General features: G+C 59.2%; 15 protein-coding genes. 11 read left to right on the top strand and 4 right to left on the bottom strand.

What is annotated here, in order from left to right:
* Window positions 1–80: 80 nt before the first annotated feature.
* A complete protein-coding gene (locus B4V04_RS19305) occupies window positions 81–1,565 on the bottom strand; it encodes an amidase (RefSeq protein WP_498233274.1) in 1,485 nt (494 codons plus the stop codon).
* Window positions 1,566–1,733: 168 nt separating this feature from the next.
* Between B4V04_RS19305 and B4V04_RS19300 the strand changes: the two genes are divergently transcribed.
* Together B4V04_RS19300 and B4V04_RS19295 are read left to right on the top strand one after the other, a co-directional pair.
* Window positions 1,734–2,978, top strand: coding sequence for a Zn-dependent hydrolase (locus B4V04_RS19300; protein WP_498233273.1), 1,245 nt, complete (start codon window positions 1,734–1,736; stop codon window positions 2,976–2,978).
* An 80-nt stretch (window positions 2,979–3,058) separates the two neighbouring features.
* Complete coding sequence (locus B4V04_RS19295; protein WP_498233271.1) at window positions 3,059–4,024, top strand: D-2-hydroxyacid dehydrogenase; 966 nt, start codon at window positions 3,059–3,061, stop codon at window positions 4,022–4,024.
* A gap of 50 nt (window positions 4,025–4,074) precedes the next feature.
* Here the strand turns inward: B4V04_RS19295 and B4V04_RS19290 are convergent, their stop codons facing one another.
* The 3 genes from B4V04_RS19290 to B4V04_RS19280 form a co-directional block, all read right to left on the bottom strand.
* Window positions 4,075–5,721, bottom strand: coding sequence for a thiamine pyrophosphate-binding protein (locus B4V04_RS19290; protein WP_498233269.1), 1,647 nt, complete (start codon window positions 5,719–5,721; stop codon window positions 4,075–4,077).
* A gap of 77 nt (window positions 5,722–5,798) precedes the next feature.
* Window positions 5,799–6,575: an HpcH/HpaI aldolase family protein gene (locus tag B4V04_RS19285; RefSeq protein ID WP_498233267.1), complete on the bottom strand. Its 777-nt coding sequence runs from the start codon at window positions 6,573–6,575 to the stop codon at window positions 5,799–5,801.
* A gap of 210 nt (window positions 6,576–6,785) precedes the next feature.
* Entirely contained in the window at window positions 6,786–8,666 is a 1,881-nt protein-coding gene (locus B4V04_RS19280) for an archaea-specific SMC-related protein (RefSeq protein ID WP_498233266.1), read from the bottom strand.
* Between the two features lie 301 nt (window positions 8,667–8,967).
* On the opposite strand from B4V04_RS19280, the gene B4V04_RS19275 reads away from it, so the two are divergent.
* The 9 genes from B4V04_RS19275 to B4V04_RS19235 all read left to right on the top strand — a co-directional run bounded on the left by B4V04_RS19275 (window position 8,968) and on the right by B4V04_RS19235 (window position 22,903).
* Entirely contained in the window at window positions 8,968–9,645 is a 678-nt protein-coding gene (locus B4V04_RS19275) for a DUF2848 family protein (RefSeq protein WP_498233264.1), read from the top strand.
* A 23-nt stretch (window positions 9,646–9,668) separates the two neighbouring features.
* A complete protein-coding gene (locus B4V04_RS19270) occupies window positions 9,669–10,649 on the top strand; it encodes an AEC family transporter (RefSeq protein WP_498233262.1) in 981 nt (326 codons plus the stop codon).
* A gap of 166 nt (window positions 10,650–10,815) precedes the next feature.
* Entirely contained in the window at window positions 10,816–11,832 is a 1,017-nt protein-coding gene (locus B4V04_RS19265) for an LLM class flavin-dependent oxidoreductase (protein WP_498233261.1), read from the top strand.
* A 49-nt stretch (window positions 11,833–11,881) separates the two neighbouring features.
* The gene (locus tag B4V04_RS19260) at window positions 11,882–13,639 is read left to right on the top strand and encodes a hydantoinase B/oxoprolinase family protein (RefSeq protein ID WP_498233259.1); all 1,758 of its coding nucleotides are present in this window, start codon (window positions 11,882–11,884) and stop codon (window positions 13,637–13,639) included.
* A 172-nt stretch (window positions 13,640–13,811) separates the two neighbouring features.
* Window positions 13,812–15,545, top strand: coding sequence for a hydantoinase B/oxoprolinase family protein (locus tag B4V04_RS19255; RefSeq protein WP_498233258.1), 1,734 nt, complete (start codon window positions 13,812–13,814; stop codon window positions 15,543–15,545).
* Window positions 15,542–17,575: a hydantoinase/oxoprolinase family protein gene (locus tag B4V04_RS19250; RefSeq protein WP_498233257.1), complete on the top strand. Its 2,034-nt coding sequence runs from the start codon at window positions 15,542–15,544 to the stop codon at window positions 17,573–17,575. Before B4V04_RS19255 ends, B4V04_RS19250 begins: the two co-directional genes overlap by 4 nt.
* A gap of 224 nt (window positions 17,576–17,799) precedes the next feature.
* The gene (locus B4V04_RS19245) at window positions 17,800–19,053 is read left to right on the top strand and encodes a threonine synthase (protein ID WP_498233255.1); all 1,254 of its coding nucleotides are present in this window, start codon (window positions 17,800–17,802) and stop codon (window positions 19,051–19,053) included.
* Window positions 19,054–19,360: 307 nt separating this feature from the next.
* Window positions 19,361–20,512, top strand: coding sequence for a pyridoxal phosphate-dependent aminotransferase (locus tag B4V04_RS19240; RefSeq protein WP_498233253.1), 1,152 nt, complete (start codon window positions 19,361–19,363; stop codon window positions 20,510–20,512).
* A 987-nt stretch (window positions 20,513–21,499) separates the two neighbouring features.
* Window positions 21,500–22,903, top strand: coding sequence for an ABC transporter substrate-binding protein (locus B4V04_RS19235; RefSeq protein WP_498233252.1), 1,404 nt, complete (start codon window positions 21,500–21,502; stop codon window positions 22,901–22,903).
* Window positions 22,904–22,919 lie beyond the last annotated feature (16 nt).

Genomic DNA, 22,919 nt, shown 5'->3' with positions numbered 1-22,919 from the left:
GGCCGACATCGCGTACCCGTAGAGATGGCGGTGTGGGTCGTGGAATCGTTCGATTCCCGCCTCGAATCGTGAGGACGAATCTACCGCTCCTGTTCGAAGACGTAGGCCGCATCGATAATCGTCTCCTCGTCGTGCCAGGCTCCCATCAGCTGGAACCCGACCGGGAGATCCCCATTCGGATTCTCGAACGGAATCGTGATTCCTGGATGCCCCGTCAGATTCGCGGGATGTGTCGTCCAATTCACCGGGGGCGTAACACCACGTTCGAACCCATCGAGTTCCAGCGCCGTCGTTGGTGTGGTCGGTGCTGCGAGGACATCGATGTCTTCGAAGACGCTGTCGAACTGGTTCCGCAAGAGCGATCGCAGGCGTCTCCCCCGAACGTAATGAAAGCCGTTGTGCGTCTCGAGGAGATGGATTCCGAGCGCGAGCATCTCCTTGATATTTGTCCCGAGGGCTCGGCTCGATGCCTGACGGACTCGGGCCGATGCGGCGGGGAAAGTCGGTTCCGGTCGTCCGTGTCTCCACAATCCAATATTGTCTGATTCGTACGCCGCTGCAAACTCCGCGGGCGCGATCCCCCACCACGCTTGGCGGGAATACTCCATGGCCGGGATCTTGACATCACGAACTGTCGCACCGAGATCCTCGAGTTCACCGATCGCCGTACGGACGGATCGTTCGACTTCTTCGGAGGTGTGCTTCTCGAAGAAGGCATCACAAACACCGACGGTCAGTTCAGCCGGATCGAGTCCAAGATCGTCGACGTAGTCTGGATCGTCTCCGCCCGGTGCAGCGTCTGCCATGACCTCGAGGCCGCGCGCTGCTGTTTCGACATCACTCGCGAGCGAACCAACGTGATCCATCGAATACGCGAGCTCTGCGATTCCTTGTAGTGGTACTCGACCGTACGTGGGCTTGATGCCGACGATACCGCAGTAACTGGCTGGAATGCGGACACTGCCACCCGTATCGGTCCCAAGTGCGAGGTCGACATCACCCGAAGCGACAGCACTCGCACTCCCGGCCGAAGATCCGCCCGCCACGTGGTCGGTGTCGACCGGGTTCTTTGTCGGACCGAAGGCGCTCGTTTCAGACGTCGGCCCGAACGCCAGTTCGTCCATGTTTGTCTTGCCGACAATCGTCGCTCCCGCGTTGAGGAAGCGATCGACTACGTCGGCGTGTTCCCCCGGAACGACTCCCTCGAATGCCCGTGAACCGCACGTGATTTCGACGCCTCGAACGCACGTGTTATCCTTGATGGCGACGGTGAGATCGCTCAGTCTCCCGGTCTCGTTTGGACGAGTGAGATCGAACTTCGCGAGCCAGGCGTTGTGGGGGTCCTCGTCCTCGTCAGGGCGATACGGTTGCGACTCGAAGTGGTCACCGTCGGACTCTCGTGGTTCGATCGATTCGACCGGCGCGGCCTCCAGTTCTTCGTAGATACCGGACAGCGTATTCAACCGTTCAGCGGCGCTCGCTGCTTCGTCGCCAGCAAATTCGAGATCGATGGAGTTGGCGTACTCTTCGATATCGGACTCTGTCACGGATCTCATGCGTCCCATGATATGAGGACACATAGCTCGTGTTTATCAATCTTTCTGACCGATAACGGAGAACGAAAGGCCGTTTGGTAACTTTCACAGTTCACTCAAAGACGATTCTGCCTCCGTTCTTTCTCGTGCGTTTTCATTCCTGCAAACTATTTTGTGCACCGTCAGGGATTGTGTGCCATGTCTTGGATTGACAATAACCGATTTCGACGAACGTTTGAGGAGTACAGCGAGATAGGGGCAACCGAAAATGACGGACTGAATCGACTCACACTCACGGACGCAGACCGTCGCGTTCGCGAACGGTTCGTCGAGGATCTCGACTCGCTGGGTCTCGACGTCCGTATCGACGAACTCGGCAACATTTTTGCTCGAAGAAGCGGTACTAACTCCGACCTCCCTCCGGTTCTCATCGGTTCGCACCTCGACTCCCAGCCGAAGGGCGGCCGTTTCGACGGTCAGCTTGGCGTCCTTACGGCGCTCGAAACCCTCCGAACCCTCGACGATCACGATATTGCGACCGAACGTCCGATCGAAATCGTGAATTGGACGAATGAGGAAGGATCTCGCTTCCAGCCCGCGATGATGGGAAGCGCTGCCTTCACGGGGGTCTCAGACGTAGACGAAGTCAAACAAACCAGAGACCGAGACGGCCTAACCGTAGCCGAGGCGCTCCGAGATATCGGCTTCGACGGCGAACACCCCTGCGAACCCCACGAACTTCATGCGGCACTCGAACTCCACGTCGAACAGGGTCCGCAGCTGGAAGCCGAGAACGTCGACGTGGGAATCGTCGACGGCATATATAGCATGGCGTGGTTAGAGGTCGAGATCACGGGCATAGCCGACCACGCGGGACCGACACCGATGCAAACTCGTAGCGATGCGCTCGCTACTGCCGTCGACGCTGCCGACGAAATTCTGGCCTCGCCGCAATCACTGGGCCGGGACGCCGTCGCGACCATCGGTGAGTTCGCGGTTTCCCCGGATTCGATCAACGTTATTCCGTCCACAGCTCGGTTTACGGTCGACGTTCGCAGTCCGAACGAAGATGTCGTCGACGAGGCGATAGCGCGCGTGCGGGCGGAAGTAGCAGCTGCGACGCGGCGCCACGGAACCGAGGCCGAAGTGAATACCATCTGGCAAATTCCCGCCACGGAGTTCTCTCCCACCGTTCGTGAGGTCCTTCACCGTGCCTGCCAATCGGTGGACACGTCACACATGACGATCACGAGTGGGGCCGGTCACGATGCCAAGCACCTCAACGACCTCACCGACACCGGCATGATTTTTGTTCCGAGCCACGACGGCCGCACGCACACCGAGGAAGAGTTCACCCCGTGGGAAGCGTGCGTCAACGGCGCTAAAACATTCTTTCACGCGACGGGATCTCTCGCAGGTGCCAACCTGGGCGGGAATAGGTAGCCAGAAACGAATCGCTGGTAGCCGGCGGTCTGTATCGCCTGAACGGTATTTTAATGTGATTTCGGTGGATGCAGACACGCATGACGCCAGCCCCTCGAGTTGTTCTATCTCACGAATTTCCGCCAGAGACGGAGGACACGCCGGTCGATTTCACGGCAGCCGTCAGAGACAGTCTGCCCGACATCGATCTGTATCAGACCGCGAATTACCAGGAGTTCATCGAACAGCTTCCGTCTGCCGACATCGTGGTGGAACACGGGATCTCTGACGCGTTGGTCGAACACGCCGAGACTCTCGACTGGGTCCACACGCTTAGCTCGGGCGCCGACTTCTACGATCTCGATGAGGTTGAGGAGATTGGAGCAGTGCTCACGACGGTGTCAGGAGTCCACGCACGTCCGATAGCGGAACACGTGTTTGCGCTGATGTCATTCTTCGAACGGGGATTACACCGCAGTCAACGACAGCAGCGACGCCGGGTGTGGCACCGCTTTCCCGCTGGAGAACTCGGGACCCAGACCCTGGGGATTATCGGCGTCGGAGCAATCGGTGGTCGCATCGCCGAGCTCGGTGAGGCATACGATATGTCCGTCCTTGGTCTGCGGAAACACCCTTCGAAAGCCCATCCCGAAGTCGACGAAATGTTCGGTCCAGAAGATCTCCACGAAGTCCTCGGCGAGGCAGACTACGTCGTACTCGCGTGCCCGTTAACCCCCGAGACCCATGGTCTGATCGGGGCGGAGGAACTTTCTTCGATGTCATCGGACGCGGTCCTAGTGAATGTGTCCAGAGGCGCCGTCGTCGAGCAGGACGAACTCGTCGAACAGTTACGAACTGGTTATCTGGGTGGTGCCGCCCTAGACGTTGCGGAAACCGAGCCGCTCCCGGAAACATCACCGCTCTGGGAGCTGTCGAACGTGGTAATAACACCCCATATGGCCGGTGGAAGCCCCCGATTCGCGAAACGATCTGCTGAGATGTTTGTGAGCAACTACGAACAGTACGTCGGCGGCTCGCTTGACGAGATGCAAAACCGCATACACTGATCTGGCTCTCGCACTGAACTACTGTACAGAACGGTTCGATCGCGGGACCTTCAGTCCCGCATGTGAACGCTCGCTTGCGGCTCCCGTGGGTCTGTCGGCACCTCGATCAACGTCGGGCCGTCGCTTTCAAGCGCGCTCCCTACCTCCTCACGGATAGCCTCGGGCGTCTCGGCCCGGGTGGCATCCATCCCCATGCCTTCGGCGACGCCCACGAGGTCGATTGGCGTCTCGTCCCACCCGTAGGCACCTTCGCTGAGCGCGTAACTCCGGCCAGCCTCCTCCGAGATGATCGCGTAGTCGGAGTTGTTAAGCGCGATGATCGTCAGCGGGATTCCCTCGTCCACGGCGGTGTGGAGTTCGTGAATGCACATCATCAGTCCGCCGTCACCCGTGAGCGCGACGGTCGGTTCTGCCGGGTTCGCGAGCGCGGCGCCGATCGCCGCGGGGAGTCCGGTACCCATCGTCGCCCACGAACCGGGATTGACGTACGAACGGGGGCCCGTCGCGTCAAAACTAACCAGTGTCCAGAGGCGGAAACCCCCAGCGTCGACGGCGACGTTGGTCTCTCGGGGGAGCACTTCACGGACGGTAGAGAGGACACACGGCGAGGTGAGCGGCGGCTCGTCTCCTAGTAGGTCGGCCAGACGCTCGCGATCGGCCTCCCGTACCGCTCGAGCGCGGGCGGCCCCCCAATCGGAGTCGTGATGGTCGTGAGTAGCTTGAGGAATAGTATCACTGAGCGCGTCTAGCGTCTCAGCCGCATCGGCAACGATGCCGATCTCGGGAGCGTATCCGACGCCGATATCGTTTGGGTGAAGTGCCACGTGGATCAAGCCCGGCAGGTCGACTGAGAAGCTGCGGGTCGCGACTGCATCAAGATCCGAACCGACAGCGAGGACGGTGTCCGCCTCGCCAAGCGTGTTCGTCACCTCCGGCGAGGCGCCGCCGCAGAGCACCCCGGCTGAGAGCTCGCGATCCTCGGGGATAACCCCCTTTCCCTTGTAAGTGGTGACGACGGGGGCGTCGAGTTTCTCGGCGACCCTGATCAGCGCGTCGCTCGCGTCCGCCGCGCGAACGCCTCCTCCGGCAAGAATCGCCGGTCGACTGGCGTCTGCGAGCTTTTCGGTGGCCGCTTCGATTTTCTCCTCCGGCACGCCCCGGATCGATCCCTTGGAGAATTCTCCCGGCTCCGCGAGCTCTACCTCCATCTTCAGGAAGTTCTTGGGGATTCCGATGCGGACCGGACCCCTTGGCGGCGTCCGCGCGATGGATATCGCACGTCCGAGCTCGGCGATCGTCGACGTCGGAGATTCGACAAGGATGTTTTCTTTTACCACATTGTCGTACGTATCTACCGGCGTCTCGTGGATCGCGTCGCCCCCGCGAAGCTCGGGCTCTGTCTCGACTGCCATGTGGAGCAGTGGCGTGGAGTCGTTCAGGGCGTTTTTCAGCCCGTTCATCGCGTTCATGTCGCCCGGCCCGGGGATGACGCAGGTTGCGGCCATCCGCCCGCTGGTCTCGGCATACCCCCAAGCCTGATGCGACACAGCCGTCTCATGGCGGGCGACGACGAAATCGATACCCTCACGCGTGCCGATACTTTCGTTCAGTGGAAGCGTTTGCTTCCCGGGGATGCCGAAGATCGTGTCGATCCCCTCGTTGGTTAACAGTTCAATGATCGCTTCGTTAACGCGCATAGACCGGTATGATCGACAGAGTACTTAAACTATGGCGAGGACGAGCCGTGACGGCTTTCAGATACCGATCGTCTTACTCAAGAGAGCTCATCCAAGCGCTCCCCGAGAACGTTCCGGGCGGCTCCGATTTCGTCGCCGATTCGGAGCAACCGATAGCCCCGATCTATCATCTCCCGGGCGGTTTCGGGATCATTCGCGATCCCGCCAAGCGCGACATCGGTGTCGGCAGTCACAGTTTCGATCTGCTTGATGCCGTTCCGAACTTTCGAATCCTCCTTCTCTAGCGGTTTACCGAACGAGACTGACAGGTCTGATGGCCCGATGAAGATGTATCCAAGCTCCGGAACTTCGAGAATCTCCTCGAGGTTCTTGATCGCGGTCCGATTCTCGATCATCACGCCGAGCAGTACAGCGTCGTCCTCGCGCTGAGCATGGTCAGAGAAATCTGCCCCCCAAGTACTTACGCGTCCCTTCCCGATCCCCCGTTCACCCGGGCTCTCCTCGTAGCGAAAACGAGTCGCTTTGACCGCTTCGCATACTTCGGTTGCAGTCTCGATTCGCGGGATTAGCAACGTTCGGACACCGGCATCGAGGACCTTCCGAATGAGATGGGGATCGGGCGACGGAAGCCGCACGAGTAGTTCCGTATCGGCAACCTCGGCGGCACGGGTTAGTTCCTCGAAAATGCGGCTGTTGTACGGACTCGGTCCCGCGTGCTCGAGATCGACCCACACGTAATCCATGCCGAGTTCGCCGTACACTTCGACCATTGTCGGAGAGCATGTCCCGGTCGCGGCGCCGTAGACGGGGCGTCCGGCCTCGAGGCTCTCACGAACCGTATTTTCCCGATCCATACCCGCTGCCTTGACGGCCGCCCCAATGTATCTTTGTATGGTCCACAACGCGCAGATCGCCATCACAAAGAGAATTTCTGCTCGTTCGTAGCCATCCGAGTTTTGCTGCCGAAATCGAGCGGTTCTTATTTCGTCGAGAAATCTCCCCCGTAGCCGTCGAGGGAGTGGTTAGGACACTCCACAATCTGGCCCCGTCTTCTGTAAGTAGACTTATATATCGGTTACGCAGTGATAATCGGTATCGAGGGCGTCTACATCGTCGTTTTGCAGCGCGACTACGAGATATCTGGAGTACTCCGCGAGGTACTCAACTAACGAGGCGATTCGGTCGGAGTCGATCGCTTCGATCGAGTCGAGCAGTACGAACGGCGCCGTTTCACAGACATCGTGGACGATGTAGCCGGTGAGAGCGAAGATCACTCCGATTACCTCGCGTTCGGACTCAGAAAGGTGTTCAATCCTGTCGTGATGAGTCATTACATCTCCGGTCGACCGAAGGATCTTGAGTGTGAATGTTGACGTATCGTCGTCGGACGGAGATCGTTCCAACCATACGCGCTCGAGAGTATCGTATTCGAGTCGTTCAAGTACGGCAGCCACGTGTGTGTTGAACTGATCGACTGCCTCCGTTTCAACGCGATCGATACGGTTGCGGACTTCGGTGAGATTCTCACGAACCATGTTGCGGCGAGCCTCGACCGCGTCGCGCTCCTCGAGTTGCTTTTCGATGTCAGCGATCCGTTCCGACACGTCGGTGAGGTCGTCCTGAAGCCGCTCGATCTCGAACTCGAGTTCGTCCGCTTCCTTGTGTCGATCGACGAGATCCCCCAGGTTCCGGACCGGGAGATCATCAATTTCGCTCCGGAGATTCGCCACTTCACCGTTCAGCGCACGGCGCCACTCTCGGAGATCGGTGAGCTCCTCTTCTCGTTCCACGCGTTCCTCCTCGATGGCTTCAATTCGATCCCGGAGAACGTCCCGTTCCGCTCGGTGCTCCTTGAGGTTGGAGAGTTCGATCATACTGTCACCCTGCTCGGACAGTTTCTCTCGGTGGAGTGTGCGGAGGCCATCGAGTGACTGTTCAACATCGGCACGGGGCGCTTCGTTTCCGCAGGCCCAACAGACGGTATCATCCGTATCTTGGTCATCTGTATCATCTGGTGGTTTTCGTACCACCTCGACGACGTCAGCAGCATCTCCCTCTACGACGGATTCGGATAACGAGATAGCCGTCTCGAGTTCGTTCACCACCGTTTCGATTGACGTCGTTCGGTCGCGACAGTTCTCGATCGCGTCCTCGAGGCTGTCGGCATCGGCGGGCACGAGCTCTTCTAACCGTGATTCACATTCCTCGTGCTCTTTTCGGAGGGCGCCGATGTGTTGCCGTGCATCTCCCATCTGGTAGCGTACTTCCTCGAGCGACGCGTGCTGGTCGTGTAGTTCGGCGAGACATTCCTCCAACCGATTGCGGGCGTCTTCGGTCTCGGCCTCAACGTCGATTGCCTCGATCTCACGCTCGACCCGTTCAAGCGACTCCTTTTTTTCTGCGATTCGATTCTGAAGTGTCTGCCGTTCTGCTTCGAGATCGGAGAGGTCGGACGCGAGCGCATCTAGTCTCTCGAGTTCATCGATGATCTCGCTTTTTTCAGCCTCCAGCGATGCGATCTCCGATCGGATTGCTTCCGTATTAACTGGGCGCATGATCAGGTCTCTGAGATCTGCGCCGGGAGTGACTGCTCGACGCGCTTCGTTCGACTGGAGTATAAACGCGAAGAGAGATGCAGATTCGGGGGCGTCGCTGTATGGGGTGCCGTCAGTAACCACGTCGCCGTTCCGCCGCCGAAGTGTCCGAACGTGTGTCTCCCCATCGAGTTCGAGTTCGACACGCCCGTGGTCAGCATTCGCCTTTAACGGGACATGCTCGCTACCGAAAACGGCCGTGATCGCTCGCAGAAACGAGGTTCGGTTGGTTACGTTACGACCAACGAGAACATTCACGCCTGGTTCGAGCGAGACGGTCGACACGTCAATGCCACCGATGTTTTCGACGTGGATCCGTGTAGACTGTGTTTCGGACGACTGAGTGGTCATATTTTGGTGTGGCCGTTGGGTGATATAACTCTTCAGTTGAACCCATCGGTTCGCGCTGCGGGCGGGTTGCCACTAACGATGTGATGGGTGGAGGGTACGCCAGTCCGGGCGGAGAGAAGTGTCGAACGACGAACGTCATCTTGGCGGAGATTGGTGTGTCAGGCGGCCCGTTCGTGGCAGCGATGAGAAACGGACAGAGTGACGGTTCACGCGGTCGATCCAGTTATTACGGCCATATTATGACAATGTATATCGTTGACGCATCCACGATAATTATAAGGTCGCAGTGGGATTCCCTCCCATGGTCAATCTCCGACTCAACGTCGAAGGTGAGATCGTCGAACTCGAAATCGATCGACTCATCAACGCGGGATACAGCGGCAGGGATCAAGCGGCGGTACAAGCACATATCGACGAGATGATGAAAGATGGCATCGTCACTGAGGAACCCGACGAGGTCCCCGCGACGTTCCAACTCGCCCCATACCTTCTGCTTACCAATCCGGACAAGATCCAAGTCGTCGGCGAGGACACCTCAGGGGAGGCTGAGTATGGTATGCTCATCACGGGCGACGAGACGTATATTGTGGTCGCCAGCGATCAGACGGATCGAGAGCTTGAGAAACACGGGATCCAGGAGTCGAAGCAAATCGCGCCGAACGTGATCTCTGCCGACGCCTGGCGCCTCTCGGAGATCCGCGATCATTGGGACGAGATTCAGCTGCGTGCATTCAACACTGTCGATGGTGAGCGCGAACCGTACCAAGACGAGCCGCTGGCGGAACTGCTCCCGCCAGAGGAAATCGTAGAGGTAGTCCGTGAACGCTACCCCGGCGATATGGCCGGGACGGCGATTCTCTCCGGTACCATCGCGACTGTCGGTGGTGAACTCGCCCCCGGAGACCGGTTCGATGTCGAACTCCACGATCCTGAACGCGATCGAACGATCGAGATCGGATACGACGTCGAACCGATCTAGCAGTGTCGATCGTCTCTGTCTTCGTGACCGCCATCCTCCCGGTCACAGTCGTCGCAGGTGTCGGTGCAATTCTCGGGGGCCTCACGGAGACCGATGCGGGCCCGCTCAACACGATCACCCTCTACGTCTTGCTGCCGTCGCTGATCTTCCACAGTCTCGTCACCACCTCCATACCGATCGGGACGGCAGTGAAGGTAGGGGCGGGCGTCAGTCTCTACACTCTAGTGATGGTTTTGATTGCGGTTGTCATCACGCGTGTTCGCGGCCACGGACGTGCTTCCCTTTCGGCTCTCGTTCTCGGGTCGACGTTTACGAACGCCGCGAATTACGCCATTCCCGTGGCTGCGTTCGCGTTCGGTCCCGTCGGGCGCTCGGCAGCAGTACTGTTTGTGATCGCGCAGAACGTCATGATGTATACCGTCGGCGTCTACGTCGCGTCGAGATCGCGGGCAGCGAGTTGGACGGCAACAAGCGAGATATTTCGACTCCCACTAATGTACGCCGTCGTCGTCGCCGTCCTTGCGAAGTGGGTCGACGTCGTTCCGTCGGGGACAGCATTGGAGACCATTCGCTTTACCGGCGAGGCTGCGATTCCGGTGATGCTGTTGATTCTCGGTATCGAGCTCGCAGGTACCCGAAGGGCGGCGGTCTCCGCGGTCAGGACGCCGACGGTGCTCAAACTGCTGGTCGCGCCTGTGGTCGGCGTTGCCATCGCGCTCTTTCTCTCGTTCGATACACCAGTGATTGCCCGGACGTTCGTGCTCGGGTGTGCAGCGCCAACCGCAATTATGCCACTCGTTCTCGCGATCAAGTACTCGAGTACCGACGCGGACGGAAGCGTCGACGCCGATACCGAGAGCGAGGCCATCTCGGCACCCGATAGCGGAGGTATCTCGGTTCCGATCCCACAGTACGTTGGCGCGGCCGTGTTTCTATCGACCGTGGCCAGTATTCCGACGCTAACGGTACTGCTCTGGATACTCCAGTCCGGTGTAATAATCTGATACCGAACTGCCGCGATGTTTCGGATCCCACCGGAAATTTCGCCGTGGTCCAGCTTCACCCTATCTAAGATACTACGTCCGATACCGAATTTCGGAACCTTTGCTAGCCTACTGTCGAATAGATCGACCAGTATAATTTTGTGGGTACCACCCACATGTATTCTTTATGAAACTTGGTTTCTGTCCGATTCAGGGCGACGGCAACTACGCCGAGGCGCTCGAAGAGGTCGAATACGCAGAGGCGAACGGCCTCGACTCGGTGTTCCTGCAGGAACATCACGAAGCAGAAGTCGATCAGTACTGGTCGGACCCGCTCTCGGTGCTGACCGGCTTCGCGGCCCGAACCGACGATATCCAACTCGGGACCGCGATCCTGCTGTTGCCGCTGTATCACCCTGTTCGCCTCGCCGAACGCGGCGCGATACTGGACGGGGTTTCTGAAGGTCGTTTCGTCCTCGGAGCGGCGGTGGGGTACCGCCCCCGAGAGTTCGAACTCTATCAGGTCGATCGCGATGAGCGTGGGCCGATGTACGAGGAGTACATCCGACTCGTCACCCGCCTTTGGTCAGAAGAACGTGTCACCTTCGACGGCGAGTACCACTCTGTCGAGGATTTCCACTGCACGCCGCGACCGCACGACGGCCGACCGACGGTGTGGGTGGGGGGTTATCACAATGTCGTGCTGGACCGAACGGCTCGTCTCCGTTCGGATGAATTAGTCGACGCGTGGTTCCCGGGGACGCAACCCGACCGCGACGGGCTGGTCGACCGACGCTCGCGCTTCGATGAGATGTTGCGCGACAGAGGCTTCGCCCCCGATACCGTCGACCAACCGCTCTTCCGGGACGGCGTTGTTGCGTCCACGCGGGACAAGGCGTACCGGCTCGCTCGGGAGTACCTAGTTGCGGGCTACGAGAAACAGTACGAGGGCCGGGGGCATGAGGAGTCCGAGCAGGGTGATCTCGGTCACGACGTCCTCCGGCAGGAGTACGACCCCGATGACCTCATCGAGGAGCGTTTCATCGTCGGCAACCCGGACGACTGGGTGCGCGAGATAACAGCCTACAAAGACGCACTCGACATTGACCACCTGGTCGTCCGCGTCTACTTTGAGGGGATGGACCACGACGATGTGATGCGCCAACTCGAACTGCTCTGCGAGGAAGTCGCACCAAAAGTCTGAACGCAGACCCACCTCGAATGCGGTGACTTTTGTCGTGGTGGGTGGTATCATGCCCCTGACTTTATGCGACCCGGCGGCCAACACGTCGTCAATGTCGACAGCCGGAGAGTTAGAGATCTTCCGCCACGCGTTGAAAAGTACCGTCGAAGAGATGGGCGTCACCTTACAGCGAACGGCCTACTCGACGAATATCAAGATCCGACGCGATCACACGACGGCGCTGTTCGACTCGAATCTCCGCCACATCGCACAGACTGACGTCGCTCCGCAGCACATCGGGACGCTCATATCGATGGTCCCCGAGGAGATGGGCAGACGCGCGGGAGAGCTCGAGCCAGGGGACGGGATCCTCATCAACGATCCCTACCGAGGACAGGGATCGATCCACCTCCCGGACGTTGCATTACTTTCGCCGCTGTTCCACGACGGTGAGATCGTCGGGTACGCGGCAAACTCGGCACACCACGTCGACATCGGTGGCGGGACGCCTGGGGGGATTCCGACGGACAGCACGGAGTTGTACGCGGAGGGGCTAATTCTCCCGGGTGTGAAGGCGGTCGAAAACTGGGAGTACGACCCGGAGATGATGAAGCTCATTACGCGGAACGTTCGGGGGCCTGATATGCGCTTAGGCGACTACCGTGCCCAGCTCGCTGCGAACAAAACCGGCGAGCAGCGACTCGGTGCGCTGGTCGACGAACACGGTCATGCCGGACTACAGAACCGTATCGACGAGCTGTTAGATTACACGGAGCGTCGCGTCCGATCGGCGATAGAGAAGCTGCCCGACGGGGTCTATCAGGCTGAAGACTACATGGACGGTGACGGTGTGGTCGACGAGCCGGTGTTGCTGGCGTTGACTCTCGAGGTGGATGGCGACGAGATGACGATGGACTTCACCGGGACCGCAACGCAAAACCGCGGCCCCCTCAACTGCACCCCAGCGCTCGCGTTCGCCGGCGTTATTTACTCTATTATGGCGTTGCTGGGCGCCGACCTGCCGAAGAATGACGGGTTCTACCGACCGTTCGAGACGATCACACCCGAGGGGACGATGGTCAATCCGGTCGATAACGCTCCCGTCGCCGCCGGCGCCGAGGTTGCCGTTCGTGCCGCTGAACTCGTATTCAAGGCGATGGCGGACGCGCTCCCCGAGGAAGTCATCGCTGCCGGCAAGGGCACGATCTGTAACATCGCGTACGGGGGGCGTGATCCGCGTGACGGCGACAAGTACGTCTACTACGAGACGGTGGCAGGTGGGTACGGGGCCCGGGCCACGAAAGACGGGATGGAGGCCGTGCAAGCTCACTTCCAGAATACGGCGAACAGTCCGATCGAGGAGTTGGAGTCCGAGATCCCGCTGTACGTGCGCAAGTACGAGCTGATTCAGGACTCTGCCGGTGCGGGGCGGACCCGTGGCGGACTCGGCGTTCGTCGCGACATGGAGTTCTACGACCACGAGGCCTCGTTCTCGACGCTCTCGGAACGGTCGCACACTCCGCCGTGGGGACTGTGCGGCGGGCACGATGCCGGAACGGCGGACTACCTGATCAACCCCAGCGGGGACGTCCGGAGGCTTTCCTCGAAGGAGACTGCCGACCTCGATCCGGGCGACGTTGCAAGCGTTCAAACGCCGGGCGGCGGCGGATACGGAGATCCGTCCGAACGATCGGCTGAGAAGGTGCTCGAGGACGTCAAAAACGAGAAGGTGTCCGTCGAATCGGCCCGCAAGGAGTACGGCGTCGTTATCGAGGACGGAGAGATTAACCGAGAGGCGACTGTCGAGTGCGACCAGCGGTCGGACTAACCGCGCTCTCGTCAGTCGTCCCGTCCAGTATCAGTCGAACGGTGTCTGCCTCTAGCTTCCCTCGTCCCAGCTCCCATCACCGACGGTTCCGAACGAAAAACATACGATATCGCTCGTCGCCGCTGATGAGGCCCAATAATTTTATGAGTATGTGGTAAGTTGACCAGTTCGTATGCATGCACCTGGAGAGCTGGAAATATTTCGACACTCGCTGAAGAGCATCGTCGAAGAGATGGGCGTCACCCTGCAGCGAACGGCCTACTCAACGAACATAAAGATTCGGCGCGATCACACGTGTGCGATCTTCGACTCGGATCTCCGTCACATCGCACAGCACGACATCGCTCCACAGCACGTCGGCTCGATGGTTTCTGTCGTCCCACAAACGATGCGTGAGCGGGCGGACGAACTTGAGCCGGGGGATGGAATTCTCATTAACGATCCGTACCAGGGCGCGGTGCACCTCCCCGACGTCATGTTACTTTCGCCGCTGTTCCACGATGGTGAGATCGTCGGGTACGCGGCAAACTCGGCACACCACGTCGACATCGGTGGCGGGACACCGGGTGGTATTCCCAACGACAGCACGGAGTTGTACGCGGAGGGGCTGATTCTCCCGGGCGTGAAGGCGGTCGAAAACTGGGAGTACGACCCGGAGATGATGAAGCTCATTACTCGAAACGTCCGGGGATCGGACATGCGTCTGGGGGACTACCGTGCCCAACTCGCCGCGAACAAAACCGGCGAGCAGCGACTGAGCAACCTCCACTCCGAGTACACCACCGAGGAAGTGAAGGACTATCTCGACGAGCTGTTAGATTACACGGAGCGTCGCGTCCGATCGGCGATAGAGAAGCTGCCCGACGGGGTCTATCAGGCTGAAGACTACATGGACGGTGACGGTGTGGTCGACGAGCCGGTGTTGCTGGCGTTGACTCTCGAGGTGGATGGCGACGAGATGACGATGGACTTCACCGGGACCGCAACGCAAAACCGCGGCCCCCTCAACTGCACCCCAGCGATGGCCTTCGCGGGTGCGATGGCTGTCATCATGTCGCTTCTCGGTGCCGATCTGCCGAAGAACGACGGGTTCTACCGACCGTTCGAGACGATCACCCCTGAGGGGACGATGGTCAATCCGGTCGATAACGCCCCCGTCGCCGCCGGGTGGGAGATAGCCATGCGCGCCGGAGAACTCGTCACGAAGGCGATGGCGGACGCGCTCCCCGAGGAAACGATCGCCGCCACGAAAGGAATCGTTGCCAATATCGCGTACGGGGGGCGTGATCCGCGTGACGACGACAAGTACGTCTACTACGAGACGGTGGCAGGTGGCTACGGTGGCAGGGCCACGAAAGACGGGATGGAAGCAGTTCAGACGCACTTCCAGAATACGGCGAACAGTCCGATCGAGGAGTTGGAGTCCGAGATCCCGCTGTACGTGCGCAAGTACGAGCTGATTCAGGACTCTGCCGGTGCGGGGCGGACCCGTGGCGGACTCGGCGTTCGTCGCGACATGGAGTTCTACGACCACGAGGCCTCGTTCTCTCTGCTCACCGAACGCGCGAAGTCCGAACCCTGGGGACTATTCGGGGGGAAGAGCGGTCGAAAAGCCCACTATATGATCAATCCAGATTCAGAGAATCCGACCAGAGTGAGTTCGAAATCCACGACGGAGCTCGAAGAGAACGACGTTGCAAGCGTTCAAACACCGGGCGGCGGCGGATACGGAGATCCGTCCGAACGATCGGCTGAGAAGGTGCTCGAGGACGTCAAAAACGAGAAGGTGTCCGTCGAATCGGCCCGCAAGGAGTACGGCGTCGTTATCGAGGACGGAGAACTCGATCAGGAGGCGACCGCGGAACGTCCGGACACTGTCTCGACCGATGGAGGTGACGACCGATGACAGACCACCGTATCGGCGTCGACACCGGCGGGACGTTCACGGACGTAGTTATCTACGACGACGAATCAGGTGAGATCCGCATTACCAAAACCCCGTCGACGCCCCCGGACTTCGACCGGGGTGTCCTCAACGGAATCGACAAGATCCTTGAACAAACCGACGCGACGGGAGAGTCGATCGAGTTCCTCAGCCACGGGACCACAGTCGGGACGAATGCGGTCTTGGAGAACGAGATCCCTGATCTCGGGCTCATCACTAATCAGGGTCTGCGCGATGTACTCGAAATCGGCGATCAGACCCGCCCCGAACTGTATAACCTCCAGACGGACAAGCCGCCCCACCTCATCCCGAGGCGGCTCCGAAAGGAGGTCCCGGCGCGGCTTGACTCGCGAGGCAACGTCATCGACGAACTCGACGAAGCCGTCGCACGTGAAGTCACCGAAGAGCTGGTGGACGAGAATGTCGATGCAATCGTCGTTTCGATGTTATTCTCCTATCTGAACGATTCACACGAGCAGGCGATCGGGGACATCATCGAAGCGGTCGATCCGGAGATGAACTACGCGCTTTCCTCCGAGATTCACCCGGAGATCCGGGAGTACGACCGAACAATCACTACGGTGCTCAACGAGGCAATCAAGACCACCGTCCAGGACTACTTCTCCCGACTGGACGAGGGCGTCGAAACTCGTAATATCGGCGTCCCGCTCAACGTGATGCACTCAGGCGGTGGCATCTTTTCGACCGGGCAGGCGACCGACCGCGCCATCCGGACGGTACTCTCCGGACCGGCCGCGGGCGCAGTCGCCACACAAAACGTGGCCGACCAGGAAGGACACAAAAACGCGATCGGGATGGATATGGGCGGCACGAGCGCTGACGTCTCACTTATCCGAGACGGAGAACTCGTCCGCTCTACGGAGGGTGAAATCAACAATTTACCCGTCAACACGCCGATGATCGACATCAACACGGTTGGTGCAGGCGGGGGATCAATCGCGTGGATCGACGAGGGGGGTGCGCTCCGCGTCGGTCCCAAGTCGTCAGGGGCTGACCCTGGGCCGATCTGTTACGGCCACGGTGGCGAAGAACCTACCCTGACCGACGCGAACCTCATACTCGGACGGCTCGATCCCGACAACTTCCTCGACGGAGAGATGGAACTGGCGGTCCAACGAACTGAGGAGATCTTCCGCGACAAGATCGCGGAACCCCTCGATCTCTCGCTTGAGGAGGCGGCCCTCGCCGTGGTTGAAGTGGCGAACGCCAGCCTCGCCCGCGAGATCCGACGTGTGACTGTCGAGCGGGGCAACGATCCGGCTAACTTCGCGCTCACCGCTTTCGGCGGTGCCGGCCCGCTCCAGGCACCCGCGGCCGCCGCAGAGATGGACATGGAAACTGTCATCATCCCGCGGAACCCCGGCGTCTTCTCCGCACGCGGGCTACTGATCGCCGACGTCCGGGTCGACGAGTCCCACGCCTACCGGAGTGAGGAGATCGATGCCGACGAGATCGACGCACAGTTCAACGAACTCGGAGAGAACTTGCGGAAGCGCTTCGGCGCCATGGGATTCAACGCTGAGGAGCCTGAAATCAGCCGATCGATCGACATGCGGTATAAGGGACAGGCGTACGAGATCACAGTCAACGTCCCTAACGGCGAGTTCGACGAAGCCGCCGTGGAAACTGCGGCCAATCGGTTCCACGAGGAGCATGCCCGCCTCTACGGCCACGCAATGCGTGACGAGCCGCTCGAAGCGGTCACGCTCCGTACCGACGGGACGGTCACGACCACGAAACTCGAGGACAAACTCGCAACCTCCAATTTGGACGCCGAACGCGGGGAACGTGAGGTCTACTTCGGTGACAAGGGATATCTTGAAACCGCGATCTACAACCGGAACGCGTTGGGTCCGGGCGAGACCGTCGCCGGTCCTGCGATCCTCGAAGAGAACGGATCCACCTCGATCATCCCGCCCGAAACGACTGCAGAAATCTCGGACTACGGCTCCGTCATCATCTCGCTGTAGTATCCCCTCTCTTCCCATCTCGACCGATATCACAGCGTCAATTTAGCCGCTGAAGTGGAAGCTGCTACCGAGTAGCCGGATCGGCTGCAGATTTTCTGGAATATACCAGATGATCAGCAACCGACTCGGTGATACGGAGGACCCTCACACATCATGGAAAGATCACCATCGCTATCGTCGAGTGTTACCTGCAAACATATGTCACTAGGGGTACTGTATCCGGTATGGAGCACCGACTCGAATGCCAGCGATGTGGGAAAACATACGAACCGGGAACCTATCCCATGGGTTGCCAGGATTGTCTCGAATTGGGGGCAGCGGGCCGCCTCGAGGTGGTCCCCGACTTCGGGAGCGTCGATTTGTCTGCGTTACCGTTTGAAGACGACGATGAACGCCGGATGAATATGTGGCGCTACCGGGAACTCCTCCCGCTGTTGCCGGACGACCCGGTAACGATGGGAGAGGGATGGACGCCGTTGCACGAGACAAGCGACATATCGGCGACTGCGGACGTCTACCTCAAGAATGAGACGGTCAACCCCACCTGGTCGTTCAAGGACCGACTGAACAGTCTTCTACTCTCGAACGCGGTGGCGAGCCTGGGCGAGAAGCACATCGCGACGTCGAGCACCGGAAACCACGGCGCCAGCACCGCGGCGTATGCCCGACGGGCGGGAGCCGACGAAGTGGTCGTCCTCGTCCCGCCCGAGACGGAGCATCCCCTCCGAGCACAGATCCGTGCGTACGGGGCGAAGGTGGCCGTGACCGACTATGAGGCCCGTCGAGCGCTGCTGGCATCGCTGACGGAACGTGGGTGGTTCCCCACGGTCAGCGTCTCCAAAGAGTATGTCAGTCAACCGTACGGCTACGAGGGGTACAAGACCGTCGCGTTTGAACTCGTGGAGCAGCTAGCGACCCCTCCGGACATCGTCCTCGCCGCAGTCGGCGCGGGAGACGGTCTCTACGGTATTTGGAAGGGATTCCGGGAACTCCGGGAACTCGGAGTAATAGACCGAACCCCGCGGATGGTAGGAGTCCAGCCAGCAGAACGCCCGTCGCTCGCCCAGGCGGTCGACAACGGCAGTGACTCGGTTGGCACCGCCTCTGGCCCGATTCCCATCACAACTTCGACGAGCGGCGACACGGCCGGCGACCACGCACTCCGGGCGGTCCGCGAATCCGACGGCGCCGCCTTCAGCGTCGAGCGAGAGGACGTGCGTGGGGGGATGCGCGCTGCCGGCCGAGAGGGGATCGTCCTTGAACCCGCGAGCGCCCTCACCGTCGCCGCTATCGAACTGGCGGTCGACGACGGGGTCGTAACTCCCGGTGACACGGTGGTCTGCATGGCGACGGGAGCTGGCGTGAAGTGGCCGGAGGCGCTGACCGAGGCTGTCGGCGAGATACCACACGTCGAACCGGACCTGGACGCACTGGCGCGGACGCTGTCCGTCGACCTCGACGCTCCGGCCGTAGAGTAAGTACTTCGGGCGGTCGTCCGCTCACGTCGTGCGATTGCGGATCGACTCTCTGGGAAGCTGGCTGTGAGTCGTCTTACCCGGATTCGTCCGCGGACCCAAGAGTTTTTGTTACTGTTACGCGTTTGTCGAGTAATAGCAGTGAGGGCCACACTCGACGAGAATCATGCCCTAATGATGTCACCTTTCGGCTCGCAGCCGATCGTTACTGGTATACCCCTACAGCCACGGCGAAAATTCGATCGTTCGTTGGGAGTGTCTGAAACCGAAGAGGCCTATCTTTATACGAGGTGAATCACTCAAAAGAGGTATGCCAGCTGACCGCATGGAACACATTCCGTTTTCGGGCATTCGAGATATTTTCGAGGAGTGTGGCAGACTCGAACAGCAAGGTACCGATGTCGTCCATCTAGAGATTGGGAGACCGGATTTCGACACCCCACGACCAATCAAGGAGGCGGGAATTGACGCCATCGAGGCAGGCCATGTCCACTACACATCCAATTACGGTATCGAACCGCTTCGGGAAGCGCTCTCGACGAAATTCTCGGAGGAGAACGACCTCGATTACGATCCCGACGAAGAGGTCATCGTAACGGCAGGTGCGAGCGAAGCGGTATTCGTGTCGATCCTGGCGCTTGCTGATGCGGGAGACGAGGTGTTACTCCCGGATCCCTGCTGGACGTACCCCCCTAGTGTGCGGGCGGCCGGATCGACCCCAGTCAGTTACACCCTCGATCCGCAGGACGGCTTCCAGCCGGACCTCGATTCGATTCGGGACTCAGTAACCGACGCAACGTCACTTCTGGTTGTCAACAGTCCACATAACCCGACCGGTAGCGTCTTAGATCGAGCGCACGCGGAGGGAATCGCCGAAATAGCGATCGAGAACGATCTCACAGTCATCTCCGACGAGATTTATGAGAAGATCCTCTACAGTGGGGAACACCACAGTTTGGCAGCATTGGATGGGATGCACGAACGGACCGTGACTATCAACGGATGTTCGAAAGCGTATTCGATGACTGGCTGGCGACTCGGCTATCTGGGAGCGCCGGCGTCACTAATTGATCCGATCATTCGCCTGCGGCAGTACACCACTGCATGTGCCCCCTCAATCTCGCAGCACGCCGCAGTTCGCGCGATCGGAAGTAGCCTCCACAAGCCGATGGTAGATGCGTTCGCCGAACGGCAAGAGCTCGTCGTCGATCGGGTTGACGACATTCCAGGGATGACGATGCCCGAACCGGGTGGTGCGTTCTACGCGTTCCCAACGATCCCCCATGGCTTCGAAGACGACCAGTCATTCTCCTGGTCATTGCTGCGAGAGGTCGGTGTCGCGACCGTTCCGGGTCGGGTCTTCGGTGACACGGGTCGTGGACGTGTCAGGATCGCATACTCCAACTCGACTGACCGACTCAACGAGGCTTTCGATCGACTGGAGCGCTGGATAAAGTCTTGAACAGCCAATGGGTTCGACTGCGACACATTCGTCTGTCCTCGTCGCAGAATATGATTGATCGTAGCTAAATCAATGGCTATCTCGATACAAACTGTTTGACACGAGGCAGCTTGATACACGCATCTCGTGTGCGGATCTCTGGATCCACGGCGATTCTCAACGCTGTAGCAGTTTTTCGGGAGGGTTCCCATGTCGGTGTGATCGACTTCCTTCGAGGGCCTGCGACGATCTGCGATCCGGGCTCGTATGCTGTCATCAATGCCACGTTCTTCGACCACGAAACGGCATCGAGGCACAACCAACACCGCTCGGATCGCCACATACGTCCTCAAAAAGACGGCGCTCGTCGATACAGACTCGTATGCCGTCTCGCTATTCAATGCTCGGCACACTGGCCACACGAGACGCAAACTGGCCGTCAATGCACTGTACGAAACACCGAAAAATCGAGATTCTCGCCAGCGAGAAAGGCTATGACGATCAATCACTCCGGGACGCCCTCAGTTCAGCGGGCGTCCGGCCCTTGCTGCGTCTCCGGCTGTTTGCTGCCTACGATCACGCACAAAACTACGGTTGGATAGCGAGTTATACGGTCAGCGCTGGATGACCGAGATCGCATTTTCGACAATCAATCGGTTCGGCCTCGCTGTCCATCCTCACGCATGGTACCGCGAATTCCGCGAACTCGTGGTGACCGCCGAAGCCTACATCCTCGAATAAGCGCTCAAACAGTGACCCCGATGCTGTCATCGGGGTGAACAAAGAAAACGATCCGAGAAGTCACATGGTTAGATTATTAACAACGTAGACACTAAGACACCGATATTGTTAATTTTATAGCCATCCAGACCAATATAACAATCTATAGTCATTATATCTGCAATCATTGATATGATTGGATCTTTGGGAGTAAAACTTGTGTAAGGAAATTCACTTCTGAATCCCCAAAGGATTTAAATGATGTGGGTCGGTTGGGTGGATTGTAGTATGAGTCCGAATGACACATTAGAGGAGAACGATAGGTCAAGTAATGCCAATCGACGCCGGTTCCTGAAAGTGGCGGGTTCTGCGGGCGCAGTCGGACTGGCCGGCTGTTCAGGGAACAGCGGCGACGGCGGCGACGGCAGCGACGGCAGCGACGGCAGCGACGACGGCGGCGACGGCGGCGACGGCAGCGACGGCGGGAGTGGAGAAAACACCGTCAAAATCGGCGTTATCTACCCGCTCACAGGGAATCTCGGTGAGGTTGGACAGAACATTCAGGCATTCCTCGAACCGGCCGTGGAGCAGATCATAAACGGAACCGATAGCGGTCTCGACAACCTCCTTCTCTCCGGAGAAGAAGGTCTTCCGAACCTCAACAATCGAGAGGTAGAACTCATCTTTGCCGACCACCGTGCCGACCCGGGGCAAGGTCGTTCGGAGGCCGAGCGCCTGATTCAATCCGAGGGCGTTCACGCCATCTACGGATGTTACAACTCCTCGGTGACCAAGACTGTGTCTGCCGTGTGTGAGCGCGAAGGGATTCCCATGCTTACCGGGGAATCGTCCAGTCCGGAGCTGACAGAACGTGGACTGAACTGGTTCTGGCGGAGCGGTCCCCACGACCAGACGTTTACCGAGAACATGTTCCAGTTCTTCGACGGGTTCAATGAACGTCAGGACGGGACCCCGATCGAGTCGGTCGCAATCATTCACGAGGACACGGAGTACGGTTCCACGTCTGCAGAGGTTCAGGAGAATCTCGCAGAGGAGCACGGGTACGATATCGTGGCCGGCCCTATCTCATACACCGCCGAGTCGGTCACATCGTTTACTAGTCAACTCCAGCGAATCCAGCAGGCTGACCCAGACGTTCTCCTCCCGACGTCCTACGTGAGTGACGCAATCCTGATGACAGAGGATATGCAGTCTCTCGACTACATGCCTCCGATGGTAATGGCACAGGACTCGGGCCACTCTGAGTCGAGCTTCGTGTCACAGACGGAGCTATCGAATTACTTCTGTTCTCGGTCGACCTTCGCCGACGACTTGACTGAGTCGGTCCCGGAAGTCGGAAATTACGCCGATTGGATGCAGGACGTGTCCGACGTCTCGATGAACGGCGTGTACATTCGATCTTTCGGGGGCCTCATCACGCTGTTGGCCGGAATCAACAACGGCGGTAGTACGAACCCGGAAGACATTCGATCGGGACTGAACAATATGGAGGTCGAACAGCTGAAGACCGGGCTGCCGTTCGGGATCGAATTTGCAGACAACGGACAGAACTCGCTCGCAACCGGCGTGCTGAATCAATACCACGACGGAGAAGCTCTGATGGTCTGGCCGTTCAATCTCGCTCAGGACGACACTCTCGAGTTCCCGGCCCCCCAGTGGGGAGACCGATAGTCGTCTACAAATCAAA

Source organism: Halorubrum sp. B52 (genome assembly GCF_059752555.1).
Note: the sequence above shows the minus strand (reverse complement) of the source record. Positions and strands in the feature narration are given on the sequence as shown.

Coding starts and splice junctions, on each gene's coding strand:
- B4V04_RS19305 (WP_498233274.1), bottom strand. CDS start 1,565: ATGGGACGCATGAGATCCGTGACAGAGTCCGATATCGAAGAGTACGCC.
- B4V04_RS19300 (WP_498233273.1), top strand. CDS start 1,734: ATGTCTTGGATTGACAATAACCGATTTCGACGAACGTTTGAGGAGTAC.
- B4V04_RS19295 (WP_498233271.1), top strand. CDS start 3,059: ATGACGCCAGCCCCTCGAGTTGTTCTATCTCACGAATTTCCGCCAGAG.
- B4V04_RS19290 (WP_498233269.1), bottom strand. CDS start 5,721: ATGCGCGTTAACGAAGCGATCATTGAACTGTTAACCAACGAGGGGATC.
- B4V04_RS19285 (WP_498233267.1), bottom strand. CDS start 6,575: ATGGATCGGGAAAATACGGTTCGTGAGAGCCTCGAGGCCGGACGCCCC.
- B4V04_RS19280 (WP_498233266.1), bottom strand. CDS start 8,666: ATGACCACTCAGTCGTCCGAAACACAGTCTACACGGATCCACGTCGAA.
- B4V04_RS19275 (WP_498233264.1), top strand. CDS start 8,968: ATGGTCAATCTCCGACTCAACGTCGAAGGTGAGATCGTCGAACTCGAA.
- B4V04_RS19265 (WP_498233261.1), top strand. CDS start 10,816: ATGAAACTTGGTTTCTGTCCGATTCAGGGCGACGGCAACTACGCCGAG.
- B4V04_RS19260 (WP_498233259.1), top strand. CDS start 11,882: ATGCCCCTGACTTTATGCGACCCGGCGGCCAACACGTCGTCAATGTCG.
- B4V04_RS19255 (WP_498233258.1), top strand. CDS start 13,812: ATGCATGCACCTGGAGAGCTGGAAATATTTCGACACTCGCTGAAGAGC.
- B4V04_RS19250 (WP_498233257.1), top strand. CDS start 15,542: ATGACAGACCACCGTATCGGCGTCGACACCGGCGGGACGTTCACGGAC.
- B4V04_RS19245 (WP_498233255.1), top strand. CDS start 17,800: ATGGAGCACCGACTCGAATGCCAGCGATGTGGGAAAACATACGAACCG.
- B4V04_RS19240 (WP_498233253.1), top strand. CDS start 19,361: ATGCCAGCTGACCGCATGGAACACATTCCGTTTTCGGGCATTCGAGAT.
- B4V04_RS19235 (WP_498233252.1), top strand. CDS start 21,500: ATGAGTCCGAATGACACATTAGAGGAGAACGATAGGTCAAGTAATGCC.